General features: G+C 67.0%; 17 protein-coding genes. 13 read left to right on the forward strand and 4 right to left on the reverse strand.

The features are described from left to right. Window positions 1-131 precede the first annotated feature (131 nt). On the forward strand, window positions 132-1097 hold the full coding sequence (trxB, locus tag ACTIFP_RS06020; RefSeq protein ID WP_439567818.1) for a thioredoxin-disulfide reductase: 966 nt from the start codon (window positions 132-134) through the stop codon (window positions 1095-1097). Window positions 1098-1190: 93 nt separating this feature from the next. After that, window positions 1191-1577, forward strand: a complete 387-nt coding sequence (locus tag ACTIFP_RS06025; RefSeq protein WP_439567819.1) for a hypothetical protein — start codon at window positions 1191-1193, stop codon at window positions 1575-1577. On the opposite strand, the gene ACTIFP_RS06030 is transcribed toward ACTIFP_RS06025, so the two are convergent. From ACTIFP_RS06030 to ACTIFP_RS06045, 4 genes are all read right to left on the reverse strand, one after another. After that, window positions 1574-2380: a hydrolase 1, exosortase A system-associated gene (locus ACTIFP_RS06030; protein ID WP_439567820.1), complete on the reverse strand. Its 807-nt coding sequence runs from the start codon at window positions 2378-2380 to the stop codon at window positions 1574-1576. The genes ACTIFP_RS06025 and ACTIFP_RS06030 overlap by 4 nt on opposite strands. Then, window positions 2365-3051: a hypothetical protein gene (locus ACTIFP_RS06035; RefSeq protein ID WP_439567821.1), complete on the reverse strand. Its 687-nt coding sequence runs from the start codon at window positions 3049-3051 to the stop codon at window positions 2365-2367. The genes ACTIFP_RS06030 and ACTIFP_RS06035 overlap by 16 nt, the downstream gene beginning before the upstream one ends. A gap of 124 nt (window positions 3052-3175) precedes the next feature. Continuing rightward, window positions 3176-3442: an acyl carrier protein gene (locus ACTIFP_RS06040; protein ID WP_439567822.1), complete on the reverse strand. Its 267-nt coding sequence runs from the start codon at window positions 3440-3442 to the stop codon at window positions 3176-3178. Further along, on the reverse strand, window positions 3439-4434 hold the full coding sequence (locus ACTIFP_RS06045; RefSeq protein WP_439567823.1) for a GNAT family N-acetyltransferase: 996 nt from the start codon (window positions 4432-4434) through the stop codon (window positions 3439-3441). The genes ACTIFP_RS06040 and ACTIFP_RS06045 overlap by 4 nt, the downstream gene beginning before the upstream one ends. 35 nt (window positions 4435-4469) lie before the next feature. Here ACTIFP_RS06045 and ACTIFP_RS06050 point away from each other — a divergent pair, with 35 nt between their 5' ends. The 11 genes from ACTIFP_RS06050 to xrtA all read left to right on the forward strand — a co-directional run bounded on the left by ACTIFP_RS06050 (window position 4470) and on the right by xrtA (window position 18351). Beyond that, window positions 4470-6002 carry an acyl-CoA ligase (AMP-forming), exosortase A system-associated gene (locus tag ACTIFP_RS06050; protein WP_439567824.1) on the forward strand — a complete coding sequence of 511 codons (1533 nt, stop codon included), beginning with the start codon at window positions 4470-4472 and terminating at the stop codon, window positions 6000-6002. Continuing rightward, the gene (locus ACTIFP_RS06055) at window positions 5999-7228 is read left to right on the forward strand and encodes a pyridoxal-dependent decarboxylase, exosortase A system-associated (RefSeq protein ID WP_439567825.1); all 1230 of its coding nucleotides are present in this window, start codon (window positions 5999-6001) and stop codon (window positions 7226-7228) included. The genes ACTIFP_RS06050 and ACTIFP_RS06055 overlap by 4 nt, the downstream gene beginning before the upstream one ends. A 172-nt stretch (window positions 7229-7400) precedes the next feature. Beyond that, window positions 7401-8057: an XrtA/PEP-CTERM system exopolysaccharide export protein gene (locus ACTIFP_RS06060; RefSeq protein WP_439567826.1), complete on the forward strand. Its 657-nt coding sequence runs from the start codon at window positions 7401-7403 to the stop codon at window positions 8055-8057. Between the two features lie 49 nt (window positions 8058-8106). Next, window positions 8107-9654 carry an XrtA system polysaccharide chain length determinant gene (locus ACTIFP_RS06065; RefSeq protein WP_439567827.1) on the forward strand — a complete coding sequence of 516 codons (1548 nt, stop codon included), beginning with the start codon at window positions 8107-8109 and terminating at the stop codon, window positions 9652-9654. Window positions 9655-9668: 14 nt separating this feature from the next. Further along, window positions 9669-10691 (forward strand): AAA family ATPase, encoded by a 1023-nt coding sequence (locus tag ACTIFP_RS06070; protein WP_439567828.1) that lies wholly within the window; start codon window positions 9669-9671, stop codon window positions 10689-10691. Continuing rightward, on the forward strand, window positions 10691-12409 hold the full coding sequence (locus ACTIFP_RS06075) for a hypothetical protein (RefSeq protein ID WP_439567829.1): 1719 nt from the start codon (window positions 10691-10693) through the stop codon (window positions 12407-12409). The genes ACTIFP_RS06070 and ACTIFP_RS06075 overlap by 1 nt, the downstream gene beginning before the upstream one ends. Before the next feature lie 22 nt (window positions 12410-12431). Then, window positions 12432-13682, forward strand: coding sequence for an XrtA/PEP-CTERM system-associated ATPase (locus ACTIFP_RS06080; RefSeq protein ID WP_439567830.1), 1251 nt, complete (start codon window positions 12432-12434; stop codon window positions 13680-13682). 45 nt (window positions 13683-13727) lie between these two features. Continuing rightward, window positions 13728-14588 carry an XrtA system polysaccharide deacetylase gene (locus ACTIFP_RS06085; RefSeq protein WP_439567831.1) on the forward strand — a complete coding sequence of 287 codons (861 nt, stop codon included), beginning with the start codon at window positions 13728-13730 and terminating at the stop codon, window positions 14586-14588. A gap of 17 nt (window positions 14589-14605) precedes the next feature. Continuing rightward, window positions 14606-15652, forward strand: coding sequence for a FemAB family XrtA/PEP-CTERM system-associated protein (locus ACTIFP_RS06090; protein ID WP_439567832.1), 1047 nt, complete (start codon window positions 14606-14608; stop codon window positions 15650-15652). Window positions 15653-15661: 9 nt separating this feature from the next. After that, window positions 15662-16876: a TIGR03087 family PEP-CTERM/XrtA system glycosyltransferase gene (locus tag ACTIFP_RS06095; protein WP_439567833.1), complete on the forward strand. Its 1215-nt coding sequence runs from the start codon at window positions 15662-15664 to the stop codon at window positions 16874-16876. Then, window positions 16873-18351, forward strand: coding sequence for an exosortase A (xrtA, locus tag ACTIFP_RS06100; RefSeq protein ID WP_439567834.1), 1479 nt, complete (start codon window positions 16873-16875; stop codon window positions 18349-18351). The genes ACTIFP_RS06095 and xrtA overlap by 4 nt, the downstream gene beginning before the upstream one ends. Window positions 18352-18455: the final 104 nt, after the last annotated feature.

Genomic DNA, 18455 nt, shown 5'->3' on the forward strand with positions numbered 1-18455 from the left:
AGCCGCGGCACCCCATGACGTTCCCACCAGCTTGCCATTTGTCGGACTCCCCTTGGCGCGGAAGGTGACCCTTGCTAGCGCGGTTGGCAACACCCATCTGTGCGGGTCCGCACAGCCGAAGAAAGATCGTCATGCCCGCTATCCACCATACCAAGATGCTCATCCTCGGCTCCGGCCCCGCCGGCCTGTCCGCCGCTATCTATGCCGCGCGCGCCGGGATGATGCCGATCGTCGTGCAGGGGTTGCAGCCGGGCGGCCAGTTGACGATCACCACCGACGTTGAGAACTATCCGGGCTTTGCAGAGGTGGTGCAGGGTCCGTGGCTGATGGAGCAGATGACGGCGCAGGCGACGCATGTCGGCACGTCGATGATCTGGGACACGATCGTCGACGTCGACCTGTCGCAGCGCCCGTTCAAGATCACCGGCGACGGCGGCGATGTCTATATGGCCGAAACGCTGGTGATCGCGACCGGGGCGCAGGCGAAATGGCTGGGCGTGCCGGGCGAGCAGGAACTGGGCGGCAAGGGCGTGTCGGCCTGCGCCACCTGCGACGGTTTCTTTTATCGCGGCAAGAAGGTCGTGGTGATCGGCGGCGGCAACACCGCGGTCGAGGAGGCGCTGTACCTGACCAACCACAGCGACGATGTGACGCTGATCCACCGCCGCGATCATCTGCGCGCCGAAAAGATCCTGCAGGACCGGCTCCACGCCAATCCGAAGATCAAGGTTTTGTGGAACAAGAAGGTCGATCGTTTTGTCGCGGGTGAGGGCGTTTCGGGGCTGGTCGGGGTCGATCTGATCGACACGGTGACCGGCGAGGCGAGCCACGAGCCGACCGATGGCGGCTTTGTCGCGATCGGCCACAGCCCGTCGACCGAGCTGTTCAAGGGCAAGCTGCCGCTGGATAGCGACGGCTATCTGGCGGTAACGCCGGGAACGTCGCTGACCTCGATCCCCGGGGTGTTCGCGGCGGGCGACGTGACCGACAAAGTGTATCGCCAGGCGGTGACCGCGGCGGGCATGGGCTGCATGGCGGCGCTGGATGCCGAGCGGTTTCTGGCTGAGGCTGAATATAGGGCTTTGGTGGAGGCGTAGGGGGCGACGGCGGTGAGACGAGGGCGATCGGTGCGATATGCAATTGTGCATTTGTGGTGCGCCCTCGCCCTGATTGCTTCACCAACGGTCGCGATGGCCGAGGACAGCGCCGCCGGTTCGGTGCGCGTCGTGCGGGATTATGTCGACCGCGCGCGGCAAGGGCAGGACGCCAGCGGCCTTGTTTCCCGATATGCCAGCGTGGGTGTAATCGGGGTTGGCACACCCTATGAGCATGCCGAATTCGTGACCTATTTCAGCCAGTGCGCGCTGGTGTCGATAACCGATGCGGCGCTGGTCGACGGGGTTCGCGAAATTGCGAGCATGGGCGATCTCTATTACGTCGTCGGCAGCTTCATCTGCCGCGACGGCGAAACCGAAGAGCCGGTCGCGCGGATCGGCTTTGGGGTTCAGGATCGGCAGATTACACGGATCGATCTCGATCCCGCGATCTTCCTGGCGCATCGGGATGATGCAAACTAGGCTGCGCTTTCCCGCCCCAGCGCTTTGAGGATATTCTGGGCAAGCCACTCGGCATCGTCGCCAGCGAAGCTGTGCGAGGTGCTGGCGAGGCGCTCGATCGGGACGGCGCCGGGGTCGCAGCTGGCGACGAACGCCTGTGCGGTGCGGTCGCCGGTGGCGAGCAGGATCGTCGCTGGGCAGCGCAGGCTCGCGAGCGCGGAATTAAGGCGCGCGGGCAAGCTGTCGGGGGGGGCGGGCGCGGTGCCGCGGCCGAGCGCAGACAGACCGCGCGCGAGTTTCTTGATGTCGATCTCACCCTTGAGCAGCCGGAGCAGGCTTTTGGGATCGGTCAGCCGCGCCAGGTAACGCGCGCGGATCGCCGCGGCGGGGGGCAGCGCGGGTTCGTCGGTGTCGCCGCTGTCGTCACTTTCGTAAGTCCACGGATTGGCGAGGATCAGGGCGTCGAGCGTCAGCGGCTTATGCAGCAGGAGCGCGCTGGCGGCATCGCAATTGCCGAAGGCAATGATGCGGGTGAGCTGCGCCGCGGCGCCGCGGAAGGCGGCGATTGCGGCGGCGATGTCGGGGGCGCTGCTGGTGTAGCCGCCGTTTTCGCCCTCGCTGTCGCCGATGCCGCGGCGGTCGAAGCGGAACACGGGGTGACCGGCCTCGGCGATGCGCTGCGCCAGCAGCGCCATGCCGCGATGCGCGCCGCTGCGGATTTCATTGCCGCCCGAGACGATCAGCAGGCCGGTGGTGCCGGGCGCTTCGTCGAGCGTCGCGGCGATCGCGGCGCCTTCGCAGGGAAAGCTCAGCTGATGCCGCATGTCTGGCTCCACGCGGCGATGTCGGCGGCGATCGCTGCCGCCATCGCGGCGTCCTCGCCGGGTTCGGCGCGCAGCCACAGTGGCGTCCCCGCAATGGCGTCGGCGCCGTTGCCGAGAGTGACGGTGCGGAGCGGGGCGACGGGTCGGGCCTCGGCGCTGCCGAGCTGCGCCATCATCGTGGGCGAGAGCCGGTTGCCCGCGAGTAGCAGCGGCGTGGTGGCGGCTTCGGCTTGCAGGCTGTCGAGCGACGACGTTACGCCGCTTTCGCGGTCGGCGGCGACGCGCGCGCGCATCAGGGTGCGGAGCAGCGAAGCGCCGCTGACGGGAGCGAGGCGCCACCAGGCAGCGGCGTTGGCGTGGTGGTCGAGCAGCGCGCCGCCACGCAGCGACGCGATGATCAGCGGGCCGTCGATGGTTGCGGTAGTATCGGCGAGAGCGTCCTGCCAGCGGGCAAGGTCGACCCGTTCGAGTGGTACAAGGCTGTCATTCTGGCCGGGTAGGTCGGGGAGCAGCGTGGCGAACCCGTCGGCTGCCAGCGTGCGCATCGCGAGGACGAGCGTGCGGCGAGTGCGGTTGGCTTCCTCGAACAGCGGCGGGACGAGCAGGATCGTGGCGCGCGGGGCGCGCGTGGGGGTGATGCGGAGGACATGTTCGGGGCCGGGGGGTGCCATGCGCATGCTCCCTGTCGTCATCCCGGCGAAGGCCGGGATCTCGTCGTGGCGTATTCCGCAACGGCGAGATCCCGGCCTTCGCCGGGATGACGATGAAAGGGGTGCGTATCCAAACCGATAACTCTCAATCGGTCACTTTGCGCAGCGAGAAGGTGAGCAAATTGCCGTAGGTTTCAAAGATTTCGCCGTCGATCTCGTCATCGTCGATGAGGATGCCGAGGCGGTCTTCCATCTCGGTCAGCACCGTGGCGACCGCCATCGAGTCGAACTCGGGCAGCGCCCCGAACAGGCCGCTGTCGTCGGTCAGCGCCGCGGCGCGATCTTCGCCGAGGCCGAGGACATCGGCGAGCAGGGCGCGGAGGGTGGCGTCGACGGTATCGGGTGCGGTCACTTTTCTTTCCTCAGCAGGGCGCGGGCAAAGGCCTTTAATGCCGGACCCCATGCCGCGGGGCGCGACGGATTGAAAGCCTCGATCCGCCACAGCGGGTCGTGGCGGTTCATCCAGTCGCGCTTGTAGCCATCGTTGCCGGTGCCGAAATCGACGCGCGTCACCTTGTCGATCTCGATCACGTGGCGGAACAATGCCGCCGAGAGCAAAGTGCCGGGCGAGGCTTTCAGGCTGTCCTCGACATGCGCGAGCTTGTGGATGAAGGCAGTGCCGTCCTCGACCGTCCAATATTGCGCCGCGACGGGGATACCGTCGATGCGGGCGATGCCCATGCGTAAGCTGCCCCGGGCGCTCTCGGCTTCGGCAAAAGCGCGGAGTAGCGCGGGGTGGCCTTCTTCGGGTTTCCAGCTTGCGGCGTAAATCTGTTCGTAGGCAGCCCAGCTGCCAGGGTCGAAGCTGGTGAGCAACTGAATGTCGACGACGCCCTTTTTCGCCTTGCGCTGGACGGTATTGCGCAGCGCGCCGGGGCGGCTCGCCCACCAGGCGTCATGGTCCATGTCGCCAAGGTCGAGCCAGTGACGGTCACCGGCGGGGGTGGCTTTGACCCACCAGCCTGCGGCGCGGAGTGCGGCGGTGAGGTCGTCGGGGTCGCTGACCGGGTAGAGGGTCAGGTGCGCGGCGGAGCGGCGGAGATTGTGCAAGAGCGCGCGCAGGGCGGCGCTGCGGTCGCCATCGCCGGTGTAGAGCGGGCGGATCGCAAAGCTGTACCAGTTGGTGAGGCCTGCGAGATCGTCCGGCCTTTCGGTGCGCAGCGGCAGCCATGCGGTGACGACGCCGGCGCGGCCATGCGCGTCGATCCGGCCTTGCCCGGCAAAGCCATGCGCTTCGAGCAGGTCGAACCATGCCGCGCGGTCGAAGGGCGAGGCAAAGCCCGCCGCGCGCGCTGTGGCGGGCAACCGCTCATCATTAGCGTGATGTTCACCGTTCCCTTGCATGGTGCCGCCCTCTATCACTTGACCCCTAACAGCCGATGACCACGCCCGAAAAGCCATCTTCGCGACCGATCGACCATCTCGCCCGCTGCGGCGCGCCGGACGCGGCTGCGTTGTTGATCGGCGATGGGGTGATGACGTTCGCCGCGCTTGACGCCGGGGTCGGGCGGCTGGCGGCGTGGCTGCTGGACCAGGCGGGCGCGCCGGGCGAGCGGGTGGCGAGCTGGAGTGCGAAGACCCGCCTGGCGTGCCTGATGCCGCTGGCCGCGGCGCGCGCGGGGCTGATCCATGTGCCGGTCAATCCGTTGCTGAAAGGGCCGCAGGTCGCGCATATCCTGGCCGACAGCGGCGCCAAACTGCTGATCACCAACGGCGCGCGGGCGCAGATGCTGGGCGACGGATTGCCTGCGGAATGCGCCGTGCAGGATTTGACGGTCGCTGAGGCGGCGATCGATTCGGACAGGGACGGGCTGGCTGCGTCGTCGGCTGACCCCGACGATTTGGCGGCGATCCTCTACACCAGCGGGTCGACCGGGCGACCGAAGGGGGTGATGCTGAGTCACGCCAATCTGTGGCTGGGGGCCGAAAGCGTCGCTTCCTATCTGGAGATCGTGCCCGATGACCGGGTGCTGGCGGTGCTGCCGCTGAGTTTCGACTATGGGCAGAACCAGCTGCTGTCGAGCTGGTATGCGGGCGCCGCGGCTGCACCGCTCGATTATCTGACCCCGCGCGACGTTGTGAAAGCGGTCGCGCGGCACCGTGCGACGACGCTGGCGGGCGTGCCGCCTTTGTGGGTGCAGCTGGTCGAGAGCGACTGGCCTGCCGAGGCGGCAGCTTGTCTGAAACGGCTGACCAACAGCGGCGGGGCGCTGACGCCGTCGCTGATCGACGCGATGGCGGCGACCTTTCCGAACGCCGACATCACTCCGATGTACGGGCTGACCGAGGCGTTTCGCTCGACCTATCTGGAACCGAAACTCGTCGCCGACCATCCGACGTCGATGGGCCGCGCGATCCCGCATGCCGAAATATTGGTGTGCCGCCCCGACGGGACGATCACCGCCGACGAGGAACCGGGCGAGCTGGTGCATTGCGGGCCGCTGGTCGCCAAGGGCTATTGGCGGGATGCCGAGCGCACAGCCGAGCGCTTCCGCCCGGCGCCGCGCGCCTCGGCCTATGGCGGCTTTGCGGTGTGGTCGGGCGACACGGTGCGCCGCGACGCCAATGGCCTGCTCTATTTCGTCGGCCGCGACGATGCGATGATCAAGACCGCGGGCAACCGCGTCAGCCCGACCGAGGTCGAGGATGTCGCGGTGGCGTCGGGGCTGATTTATGAAGCCGTCGCGTTCGGGGTACCCGACGCGCGGCTGGGCGCGGCGATTATCCTGATCGTCCGCGGCAAGGGCGGGGTCGCCGACGACGCGGGGCTGAGCGCCTATTTGCGCCAGAACCTGCCCAATTTCATGCAGCCGCAGGCGATCGAATGGCGCGATGCGCTGCCGCGCAATCCCAATGGCAAGCTCGATCGGGTGGCGATCGCCGCCGAATGGGCGCATGAGGTGGCGGCATGAAACCGCACGGACCCATTCCTCCGGGCTACGCCGCCGATGATGATGGGATGCTGATGATCGGCGGCGACCGCGCCGATGCGCTGGCCGACATGGCGGGCGATACGCCATTGTTCGTTTACGACAGCGCGGCCCTCGCCGCGCGGGTGGCCGCATGGCGCGCCGCGATGCCTGCGGCGGTACAGCTGCATTATGCGATGAAGGCGAACCCCTATGCGCCGCTGCTGGCTTTCATGGCGCGGCTGGTCGACGGGTTCGACGTTGCATCGGGCGGCGAGCTGAAAGCCGCACTTGCCAGCGGGATGCCGGCGGGCGACATCAGCTTTGCCGGCCCCGGCAAACGCGACCGCGAAATCGAAGCGACGATCAATGCGGGGGCAACACTCAATCTGGAATCGGTGGGCGAGGCGGAGCGTGCGTTGTCGATCGCCAGCCGCCTTGGCCTGACGCCAAGCCTTGCGGTGCGGGTCAATCCCGATTTCGACCTGAAAGGGTCGGGGATGAAGATGGGCGGCGGCGCCAAGCCGTTCGGGGTCGATGCGGCCGAGGTTCCGGCGCTGGTCCGGCACCTGATCGCGGCGGGGGCTGACTGGCAAGGTTTCCATATTTTTGCTGGATCGCAGGCACTTGATGCCGCGGCGATCGCCGATACGCAAGCGCAGACGGTGGCGCTGGCGGCGCGGCTGGCGGACGAGATCGGAGCATCGCCGCCGCTGGTCAATCTGGGCGGCGGGATGGGGGTGCCCTATTTCCCCGGCGATACCGCGGTCGATGCCGCCGCGGTCGGCGCAGGACTGGGCGAGACGCTCGCCGGGCGGCCCGCGGCGCTGGCGGACAGCCGCTTTGCGATGGAACTCGGGCGCTGGCTGGTTGCCGAGGCAGGGGTCTATCTGACCCGCGTCGTCGACCGCAAGATCAGCCATGGCGAGACGTTTCTGGTCACCGACGGCGGGTTGCACCACCAACTGGCGGCGAGCGGCAATTTCGGGACGGTGATCCGCCGCAACTATCCGATCGCGGTCGCCGGACGGTTCGGCAATGCGCCGGACGAAACGGTGTCGGTGGTCGGTTGCCTGTGCACCCCGCTCGACCGGCTGGGCGATCAGGTCGCGCTGCCGCGCGCCGACGTCGGCGATCTGATCGCGATCTTTCAGGCGGGCGCCTATGGTGCGAGCGCGAGCCCGGCGGCGTTCCTGGGGCAGGGACCGGCGCGCGAAATGCTCGTCTGATCGCCCAAAAGCTGTTCCTTATCGGGACAGCTTTGCCGGGGTACGGATCAAACTTACCGCAAGACTAACTCTATGTTCACCCTTTTCGCGCAAGGACAAAGCTGACGCAAAGTCTGTCGTCGCGGCGAATGGGGCTGCGGCGATCGGCGGCGGCTCGAAAGGTTGATTGATTATGGCTTCGTTCCCCTCGCTTCGCGTCGCGCGCGCCGCGCTCGTCTGTGGCATCGCGGCGACCGCGCTGACCGGCTGCGCGAGCACCGGCGGCAGCGCGCCGCAGCTTCCCAGCGCGAATTTCGTGCAGAATCAAGAGGGTCCGGGCGAGGAATATATCATCGGCCCGCTCGACGAGCTCCAGATTTTCGTGTGGCGCAACCCCGAACTCGGCGGCAAGGTCCAGGTGCGGCCCGACGGGCGGATCACCACCCCGCTGATCACCGACATGCCCGCGGTCGGCAAGACCCCGACGATGTTGCAGCAGGACATCAAGCTCCAGCTCAGCCAATATATCACTGATCCGATCGTCAGCGTGATCGTGACGACGTTCAACAGCACCTTTTCGCAGCAGGTGCGCGTCGTCGGTGCGACCGAAAAGCCCGCCTCGATTCCGTTCCGCGCCAACATGACCGTGCTCGACGCAATGATTGCAGTCGGCGGGCTGGGCGAATATGCGGCTGGAAACAAGGCACGACTCGTCCGTTTCGACAAGGGCAGCGGCAAGCAGCAGGAATTTGCCCTGCGGCTGAACGACCTGATCAAGCGCGGCGATATCAAGGCCAATGTGCGGTTGCAGCCCGGCGATGTCATCATCATCCCCGAAAGCATGTTCTGACCCAGACCGACCGCCACTAAACCCATCTCCCAAGGATTGATCGCAACCGATGAACAGCCTTTACGACGAATTCCGGGTGGCGCTGCACAGCGTCTGGACGCGCCGGTGGCTCGTGCTGGCGGTGGCGTGGGGGATTTGCATCCTGGGCTGGCTGGCGATCGCGTCGATCCCCAACCGCTATGACTCGCGCGCCCGGTTGCTGGTCGACATCAACGAAATCCTGCCCGACGATGCGCAGGGCGGTTCCTATGGCGGCCGCCAGCAGATCGATCAGATCCGCGAGACGCTGACCAGCGCGCGCAATCTGGAAAAGGTCGCGGCGACGACCGGCCTGTTGCCCGCGGGCGCCGGCGAGCGCGAAAAGGCAAGCGCGGTCGCGATGCTGCAAAAGAATATCAAGGTCGTTCCGCAACAGGATAATATCTTTGAAATAACGTCGGCTATCGCAGTCGGCAGCCTGTCCGACGCCGACAATGCCAAGCTGGCGTCGGGGGTGCTCGACAGCCTGATCACGGTGTTCCGCGACGACCAGCTGCGCGGCGGCCGGATGAACGCACGCGAAGGCTTGAAATTCCTCGATTCGCAGATCGCCGACCGCGAAAAGGCGCTGCGCGAGGTCGAAGCGCGGCGGGCGGCGTTCGAGGCGCAGAATATCGGGCTGATCCCCGGCGGTGCCGGATCGCCGGCGCAGCGCGTCGAAGCGGCGCGCGCCGAACTCGGCCAGATCGATTCGCAGCTGGTCGCGGCGCAGGCGCAGCTTGCCGCCGCCAATGGCCAGCTCGCGTCGACCCCCGCGACGATCAACGTTCCCGGCATGGGCAGCGTCGGCGGCGGGGTGGCGCGCCAGCAGCTAGCGGGGGCGCAGAATGAATTGTCGTCGATGCGCGCACGCGGCCTGACCGATGCGCATCCCGACGTCATCGCGCTGAAAAGCCAGATTGCGTCGCTGAAGGCCATGGCCGACCGCGAAGGCACGGGTAGCGGTGGCGGTGGCAATTCGCAGAACCCGGCCTATGCTTCGCTCGCTGCGATGCGCGCCGAGCGGCAGGCGACGGTCAGCGCGCTCAATGCGCGCAAGGCGCAGCTGACCGGTGACATCGCGCGGATCACCAGCCAACAGATACAGAACCCCGGCATCGCCGCCGAATATGACCGGATCAATGGCGAATATACCGCGTTCAAGGCGCAATATGACAAGCTGCTGGGCCAACGCGAGCAGGTGCGGATGCGCGGCGACGTGCAGACCGAAACCGACGCGATCAAGATCGAGCTGCTCGATCCGCCGTCGAAGCCGACCAGCCCCGCGGCGCCCAATCGGCCGCTGTTCCTGACCCTGGTCCTGCTCGCCGGCATCGGCGGCGGCATCGGGGTCGCCTTTGGCCTCGGTCAGGTCCGCACCAGCTATGCGACCGCGGGCAAGCTGGAGCGCGCCAGCGGCTTGCCGGTGATCGGATCGATTACCGAAGTGGTCACCCCCGAACGCCATGTCGAACGGCGCAAGCGGCTCGTCTGGCTGGCGAGCGGCGGCGGCGCGCTGGTCGGGCTGTACGCCCTGTTGCTGGTCGCCGAATTCATCCAGCGCGGCATGGTTGCGTGACGGGGGACGATGACATGAACGACCAACGCAAAGTCAAGCGCCCGCCCTCGCTCCTCGAACGCGCGGCCGATATGTTCGGGCTCGATCCCGCCGCCAATGCGCCGACGATCGACGTATCGAACCTGCCGCCCGAACCGCCCAAAAAGGCGCGGCGGGCCAAGGCTGAACCGATAATCGAAGCGCCGCACGCCGAAATCCTGGATCCGGTCGTCGAGGCCGCACCGGTCGTCGAAACCGCGCCGGCGCCAAAGCCGTCGCCGCGCAAGTACGTTGCCAAGGCGGCGCCCGCGGTCGTCCCGGCGCGTCAAGGCACCATCGACCGGGCGCGGCTCGCGGCGCGCGGGATGATCGTGCCCGGCACCCCGGTGACGGGCATTTCCGAAGAATATCGTATCGTGAAGCGCGAGCTGATCCGCAATTTCGGCGGTGTCGGCAATCGCCCGATCCTGCCGCGCGGCCACCGCGTGCTGATCGCGTCGGCGAACCCGGGCGAGGGCAAGACTTTTTCGGCGGTCAACCTGGCGCTGAGCCTGGCGGTCGAGGCCGACCACGACGTGCTGCTGATCGACGCCGACATCGCCAAGCCGAGCGTGCTGGCCGCGCTGGGGCTGGACGATGGTCCGGGGTTGATGGACGCGCTTGCCGATCCGCACCTGCCGCTTGGCGATTGCCTGATCCAGACCGATATTCCGGGGCTGAAGGTCATGCCGGCGGGTACCGGCCATATGCACGACACCGAACTCCTCGCGTCAGCGCGGACCGAGACGCTGCTCGCTCAGCTTGAGCAAGGCGCGCAGGGACGCATCCTGATCATCGATTCGCCGCCGGTGCTGGCGGCATCGCCCGCCGCGGTGCTGGCGGGGCATGTCGGTCAGACGATCATGGTCGTGCGCGCCGACGAAACATTGGAATCGTCGCTGCGCGACGCGATCGGCCTGATGGGCGCGTGTCCGCATATCCAGCTGCTCCTCAACGGGGTAAAATTCTCGCCGGGCGGCCGCCGCTTCGGCACCTATTACGGACAAGGAGGCGCGTGATGCGCACCACCGTCACCACCGGTTTGCACCATGCAGGCGCCGCCGCTGCGCTGCTGCTCGCGGGTACCGCGACGGGCGCGCACGCACAATTTTCGGGCGATCCCGGGCCCGGCGCCAGCGACGCGCCGACGAGCGCCCCGGCATCCGAACCGGGCCGTTCGGCAAAGCGCGCCGAGGCGCGCCGCAGCCAGCGGCAGATCGACGTCAGCCCCTATCTGGAAGTCGGGCAGGTGCTGACCGCCGATCTGAAGAACGGCGGCGACGTCCTGACCTATACCACGGTGGCGGCGGGCGTGGATGCCGCGATCGTGACCAACCGCGCCGAACTGGCCGCGACGGTGCGTTATGAGCATCGTTTCGGATGGGGCGGCGACAGCGGCGATTCCGATACGATCAGCGGCCTCGCCCGCGGCCGGATCGAAGTGGCGCGCGGGCTCAATCTGGAGGGCGGGGCGCTCGCCACCCGCACCCGCGCCGACGGGCAGGGCGCCGATAGCGGGCTGTTCATCGGCGACGCCAGCAATGTCGCGAACCTTTATTCCGTCTATGCTGGACCGACCTTTGCGCGCCGTATCGGCGGGCTCGACGTCGGCGCCGGTTACCGTTTCGGCTATACCAAGGTCGATGTCGACGAACCCGCGATCCTGTCGCCGGGGTCGCAGCCGCAGGATATTTTCGACAGCTCGACCAACCATGTCGCATGGGCCAGCGTTGGGGCGCGGCCGGGTGACCTGCCGTTCGGCTGGCAGCTTTCGGGCGGTTATGAGCGCGAGGATGCGAGCCAGCTAGACCAAAGGTTCGAGGGCAAATATGCCCGCGCCGACGTGACGATGCCGATCGGGCCGACCGTCGCGCTGCTCGGCGGAGTCGGTTATGAGGACATCGAGATCGGCCAGCGCGATCCGGTGCTCGACGTGAATGGCGTGCCGGTGCGCGACGCCAACGGCCGCTTCATCACCGACAAATCGACCCCGCGCCAGCTGTCGTTCGACACCGACGGGCTGATCTGGGACGCCGGGGTGATGTGGCAGCCGAGCCGCCGGACGTCGGCGACGGCGCGGGTCGGCCGCCGCTATGGCGACACCATCTATACGGGCAGCTTTGCCTATCGCGCCGACCATGCGACGACGATCCAGGTTGGCGTCTATGACGGGCTGTCGAGCCTGGGCCGCGGGCTGTCGGGCGGGCTGGCGGCGCTGCCGACGCAGTTCGACCCGACGCGCAACCCGATTGGCGGCAATATCAACCCGTGCGTGTTCGGCCAGCAGGGCGGCGGATGCCTGAGCAATCAGCTCGGCAATGCGACCTCGGCGCAATATCGCAGCCGCGGCGTACAGGCGACGATCGGATCGCGCTTTGCGGGCTGGAGCTATGGCGTCGGGATCGGTTATGACCAGCGCAAGCTGCTGGCGCCGTTGCTGTCGCCGATCGCCAGCCTGAACGGGATCAAGGACGAGAATTATTATCTGTTCCTGTCGGCGGGGCGCCAGCTCGACGTCGATTCGGACCTCAGCTTGTCGGGGTATGTCAATTATTTCGACAATGGCGCGCCGGGGGCGGGCGATGTGCAGTCGGCGGGGCTGTCCGCGGCCTATGCGCGGCGGTTCTGGCGCGGACTGACCGGCACCGCGGCGGCCAGCCTCAACGCCTTTGATCAGGACGGCTTCAACAGCCAGCTTATTGGTTCAGCTTTGGTGGGACTGCGTTACAACTTCTGACCAAGCAACGGGAATAACAGCGATGTACGATCAGTTCTATGGTTTCACCGGGCGTCCGTTTCAGCTGACGCCAGACCCGCATTTCTATTTTGAAAGCGGCACGCACCGCAAGGCGATGTCCTACCTGGGCTATGGCCTCGCGCAGGGTGAGGGCTTTATCGTCATCACCGGCGATGTCGGCGCGGGCAAGACGACCTTGGTCGGCCATCTGATGAACACGATCGATCCCAATCGGCTGACCGCGGTCAAGCTGGTGTCGACGCAGGTCGAAGGCGACGACCTGCTTCGCCTGGTTGCCGAACAGTTCGGCACCGAATGGGAAGGGCAGAGCAAGGCCGAATTGCTGCGCTCGATGGAGCAATATCTGCGCGAGCAGGCGCGCGCCGGCAAGCGCACCTTGCTGATCGTCGATGAGGGGCAGAATCTTGCCATATCGGCGCTCGAAGAGCTCAGGATGCTGTCGAACTTCCAGCTTGGTGGTCATTCGCTGCTGCAGATTTTCCTGCTCGGTCAGCCCGAATTTCGCCAGACGCTGTTCCATTCTCCGACGCTGGAGCAGCTGCGCCAGCGGGTGATCGCGACGCATCACCTGGACCCGATGGAGCCCGAGGAGGTCGAGCCCTATATCCTGCATCGCCTCGGCAAGGTCGGCTGGACGGGCAACCCGAGCTTCAGCCCCGACGCGTTCGAGGAAATCTTCGACTATAGCGAGGGCGTGCCGCGCAAATTGAACGTGCTGGTCAGCCGCCTGCTGCTCTATGGCGCGGTCGAGCAGATGACGCGGATCACGGCGCAGAATGTCCGGTCGGTGGTCGCCGAGATCGAGGCCGACCGCGGCATCGACGCATCGACGCTGGCGCCGTTGCCGGTCGAAGAGGTCGTCGCGGCGGCGGCCAGTGCGGTTGCGCCGACCCCGGCGCCCTTTACGACGCCGACGCCCGCCAACGAAACCGCACTCGAATGGCCGCAGCGTGCTGCGGACGCGCGTCCGCCCTTTGCCGAGCCGGCCCCCGCGGTCATGCTGACCCCGCCCGATCCGACCGCGGATGAGGTGCTGGAGCGGATGTCCGTGGCCGAAGGTGCCGCCCCGACAGCACCCGCGATCGATCCCGAGCAGCTTGCGGCGCTCGAAGCGCAGATCGCTTCGCTCGAAACGCGGCTGGTCGAACAGGACGCCGCGCTGCGCCGCGTGCTCGACCTGCTGATCGAATGGGTCGAGCGCGATCCCGAGAATGCACCCAACCCGGCGACGTCGCGGACCTGGGCGGCCTGACAGCCGCCGCGAAATCGGCTAGTCTGCCGATAAAGGTGAAAAACGATGCAGAACGGCCTGTCGGTCGATGTCGAAGACTGGTTCCAGGTCGGCGCCTTTGAGCGCACGATCGACCGCGCCGACTGGCCGACGCTTGAGTGCCGGGTCGAGGCGAATTGCGACGCGGTGCTGCAGATTTTCGCCGATGCCGGGGCGACGGGCACCTTCTTCACATTGGGCTGGGTGGCTGAGCGCTATCCGGCGCTGATCAAGCGGATCGTCGGCGCGGGGCATGAGCTGGCGAGCCATGGCTATGACCACAAGCGCGTGTTCAACATGACCGCCGATGAATTTGCTGCCGACCTCAAACAGACGCGGACGATCCTCGAGGATCTCGGCGGGGTCGCGGTGCGCGGCTATCGCGCGCCGAGCTTTTCGGTCGATGCGCGGACCCCCTGGGCGCACGCGGTGCTCGCCGAGCAAAGCTATGCTTATTCGAGCAGCGTCGCGCCGGTGGTGCACGACCATTATGGCTGGCCGCAAAGCCCGCGCCATGCCTGGCGGCCGCTGCCCGACAGCGATCTGGTCGAATGGCCGGTGACCACGGCGCGCTTCGCCGGGAGGACGCTGGCCGCGGGCGGCGGCGGTTTCATGCGGATGCTGCCCTATGGCTTTACGCGCTGGGCAATCGCGCGGATGAACGCCGAGGGGCATCCGGCGATCCTCTATTTCCACCCGTGGGAAATCGACCCCGGCCAGCCGCGCGTCGCCGACGCGCCGATCAAGTCAAAAATACGCCATTACAGCGGCTTGTCAGCCATGGCTGGCAAACTGAAGAAACTGCTTGCCGATTTCGAATGGACGCGCGCCGATGCGTTGTTGCCCGCGCAGCAGCAGCGCGCCGAGCCGTGGCGCACCGCGGCGTGAATGCGCCGGCGCGTCCGATGAAGCAGGGTTTTTCCGGCGCGCCGCTGTCCGACGCCGCGGCCTGGGATGCCTATGTCGCGGTGCACCCGCACGCGACGCCGTTCCATAGCCGCGCCTGGTGCGAGGCGATCACGGCGGCGACCGGCCATCTTTGCCATCTGGTTACGGCGCGCGATGCGGACGGGGCGCTGACCGGGCTGCTGCCGCTGCACCATGTCCGCTCGCCGCTGTTCGGGCAGGCGCTGGTCGGCAGCGGTTTTGCCGTCGATGGCGGCATCCTGGCGGATGATCCGGCGGTCGCGGCGACGCTGGCCGAGGGAGCGGCGGCGATGGCGCAATCGCTTGGGGTACCGTCGGTCGAACTGCGCGGCGGGCCGCAGCCCGAAAGCGACGGCTGGCGCCGCGAAGAGGGCGTCTATGCAGGCTTTGCGCGCGACCTTGCCGGCGACGACGACGCCGAACTGCTCGCGATCCCGCGCAAGCAACGCGCCGAAGTCCGCAAGGTGCTGGAGAGCGGATTGACCGTGACCAGCGGGTGCGATGCGGGCGAGCGGCGTGACCATTACGACGTCTATGCGACCAGCGTCCGCAACCTCGGGACGCCGGTGTTTCCCAAGGCGCTGTTCGACGCGGTGCTCGATGCGTTCGGCGACGATGCCGACATACTGACCGTCCGCGACAACGGGAAACCCGTCGCGAGCGTGCTCAGCCTGTATTGGCGCGGTACCGTCATGCCCTATTGGGGGGGTGGGATCGCCGATGCGCGGCGGCTGCGCGCCAACGAATTGATGTATTTCGCGCTGATGCGCCATGCGCGGGCGAAGGGCTGCACGCGGTTCGATTTCGGGCGGTCAAAGGTTGGCACCGGACCCTATAGCTACAAGAAGAACTGGGGCTTTGCGCCGCAGCCGCTCGTCTATGCGCGCTGGCTGGCGCCGGGCGAGGCGCCGCGCGATACCAATCCGAACAGCGCCAAATATCGGCTGCAGGTCGATCTGTGGAAGAAATTGCCGCTGTGGGCAGCGAACCGGATCGGGCCGCTGATCGCGCGCGGATTGGGGTAGAGGCGGGTGATGCCCGAAATCCTGTTCCTCGTTCACCGTGCGCCCTGGCCCCCCGACCGCGGCGACCGCATCCGCAGCTGGCATATGTTCGAGGCGCTGGCGAAGCTGGCGCCGGTGCATGTTGCCGCGCTCGCCGACAATGCGGCGGACATGGCAATCGCGCACGACAAGATGACGCCGCTTTGCGAGAGCTTGGCGATCGAGGTGCGGCGCGTATCGCGACCGATTGCGTTGGCCCAAGCGGTGCTGCGCGGTGAACCGGTGTCGAACCGCCTGTTTGGAAACGCCGCGCTCGCGCGTCGCGTCGATGCGTTGGTTCGCGGCGGAACGATCAGCCATATCGTGGGCTTCTCGGGCCAGATGGCGCAATATCTGCCCGACCATTTCAGCGGCCGGGTGCTGATGGACTTTGTCGACGTCGATTCGGCCAAATTCGCGAGCTATGCCGAACAGGACAAGCGTCAGCCGCTGCACTGGGTGCATGCGCGCGAGGCGAAGCGGCTTGGCGATTATGAAGCGGCGGTCGCGGCGCGGGTCGACGCCAGCCTCTTCGTCAGCGAGGCCGAAGCGGCGCTGTTTCGCGATCGCAGCGGGCTGGGAAGCGACCGCGTTCATGCGGTCGGCAACGGCATCGATACCGCGCATTTCGACCCGTCGGCCGATTTCGTTCGCCTGAAAAAGCGCAAGGGCCGGTTGCTCGTGTTCACCGGCCAGATGGATTACCGCCCCAATATCGATGCCGTGCGCTGGTTCGCGCAGGATGTCCTGCCGCTGGTGCGTCGCGGATTTCCGGCGACCCGCTTTGCCATTGTCGGCCGCGCGCCGACCGCCGAAGTGCTGGCGTTGCAAGACCTGCCAGGAGTCGAGGTGACGGGCGAGGTGCCCGATGTGCGGCCGTGGCTCGCCGCCGCCGACGCCGTCGTCGCACCTTTGCTGCTCGCGCGCGGGGTCCAGAATAAATTGCTGGAAGCGATGGCGATGGCGCGGCCCGTGGTCGCGACCCCTGCCGCTGCCGAAGGCATCGACGCCGAGCATGGCAGCCAATTAATGGTCGCCGACAGCGCCGACCTCGGCGCCTTTTTCGCCCGCGAACTCGCCATCCTCCTCGCCAATCCGGACACTGCTGCCGCGATGGGGCAGGCGGCGCGGGCGCGGATGATCGCGCGCTACGGCTGGGACGCGCGGCTGGCGCCGCTCGGCGAGCTGCTGGGGCTGCCCGCATGACGCTGTGGCAACGTCATCTGGGCGCGCTCGCGCTGCTGTCGTTTGCGATCCTCGCGATCTTCTGGCGCGATGCCGCCGATATGGCGGGCATCTGGTGGTACAGCTCGACCTTTACCCATTGCCTGTTGATGGTGCCGATGATCGGCTGGCTGGTGTCGCAGCGAACCGATTTGTTGCGCCCGCTGGCTCCCGTCTTTTGGTGGCCCGCGCTTGTCTGGATGGCGGGGGCGGGGCTGGTATGGCTGGTCGGCGAGGCGGCGGGGGTCGGGCTGTTTCGGCAGCTCGGGCTGGTGCTGATGTTGCAGGGCGCGGTTGCGGCGACGCTGGGCGAGAATCTCGTACGCGGGCTGCTGTTCCCGCTTGCCTATGCGCTGCTGCTGGTGCCGTTCGGCGAGGAGCTGGTGCCGCTGCTCCAGACCTTTACCGCGCATATCAGCGTCATCCTGCTTCATCTGTCGGGCATCGCCGCCGAGATGGAGGGGGTGTTTATCACCACCCCCGCAGGCTTTTTCGAGGTCGCCGAGGAATGTTCGGGAGTGAATTTCCTGATCGCGATGCTCGCTTATGCGGTGTTCGCGGCGCATCTGTGTTTCAAAAGTTGGACGCGGCGGATCGTCTTTGTCGCGGCGGCGCTGGCGACGACGATCCTCGCCAACGCGCTGCGGGCCTATGGCACGATGGTTGCCGCCGAAATCTGGGGGATCGAAGCGGCGGGCGGGATCGACCATATTTTCTATGGCTGGATCTTTTTCGGGCTGGTGATCCTGATCGTGATGCTGGTCGCGCGGCGCTGGTTCGACCGGCCTGCGAACGATGTTGCGGTCGATGTCGCGGGGCTTGATGAGGCGCCGCGCTTTGCTGGTCCGGCGAAGGCGGTGCTGCCAATCGCTTTTGCGATCCCGCTGCTCTTTGCCAGCTGGGCATGGCTGGTCGGCGGGCGCAGCGCGCCGCTGCCCGCGACGATGGCGGTCGAGGCGCCGCGCGGTTGGAACGAAACGCGCGCCGACGGCATGGCATGGACCCCGCGCTTCGACGGCGCCGATCAGCGGCTGCTGCGGCATTTCACCGATGCAACGGGGCGCCACGTGACGGTCGCGATCGGCGGCTATGAACGCCAGGCCGAAGGGCGCGAGGTCGTCGCGTTTGGACAGGGTGCGGTCGATCCCGACGGCGGGTGGGCGTGGAGCGCGGCGCTGCCCGCGATCGACGGCGCGAAGACCGAACGGCTTCTGCACCCCGGCCCGGTGCTGCGCGATGCGGCGACCTGGTATGTCGTCGATGGCGCGGTGACGGGCAATGCCCGCCGCGCGAAACTGGCGGGGCTGAAGGCACGATTGCTCGGCGGCGATCCGCGCGCTTTGTCGCTGATCGCGTCGAGCGAGACGGGGCAGGGTGGGCGCGATGCGGTGGAGGATTTCGTTTCCGCGTCGGGCGGAGCCAAGGCCATGGCTGACCGCGCGCTGAAAACCCGCTAGGCCCAGGGTCAGAACCTCCTCAATGCACGATCGAGGTTTGAAGCAATTTTGTTCAGGGCAAGAAGGCAAGGCGAAGGCATATGAGAATATTCCAAGGCTTGCCG

Source organism: Sphingopyxis sp. (assembly GCF_051861155.1).
Lineage (GTDB): Bacteria > Pseudomonadota > Alphaproteobacteria > Sphingomonadales > Sphingomonadaceae > Sphingopyxis.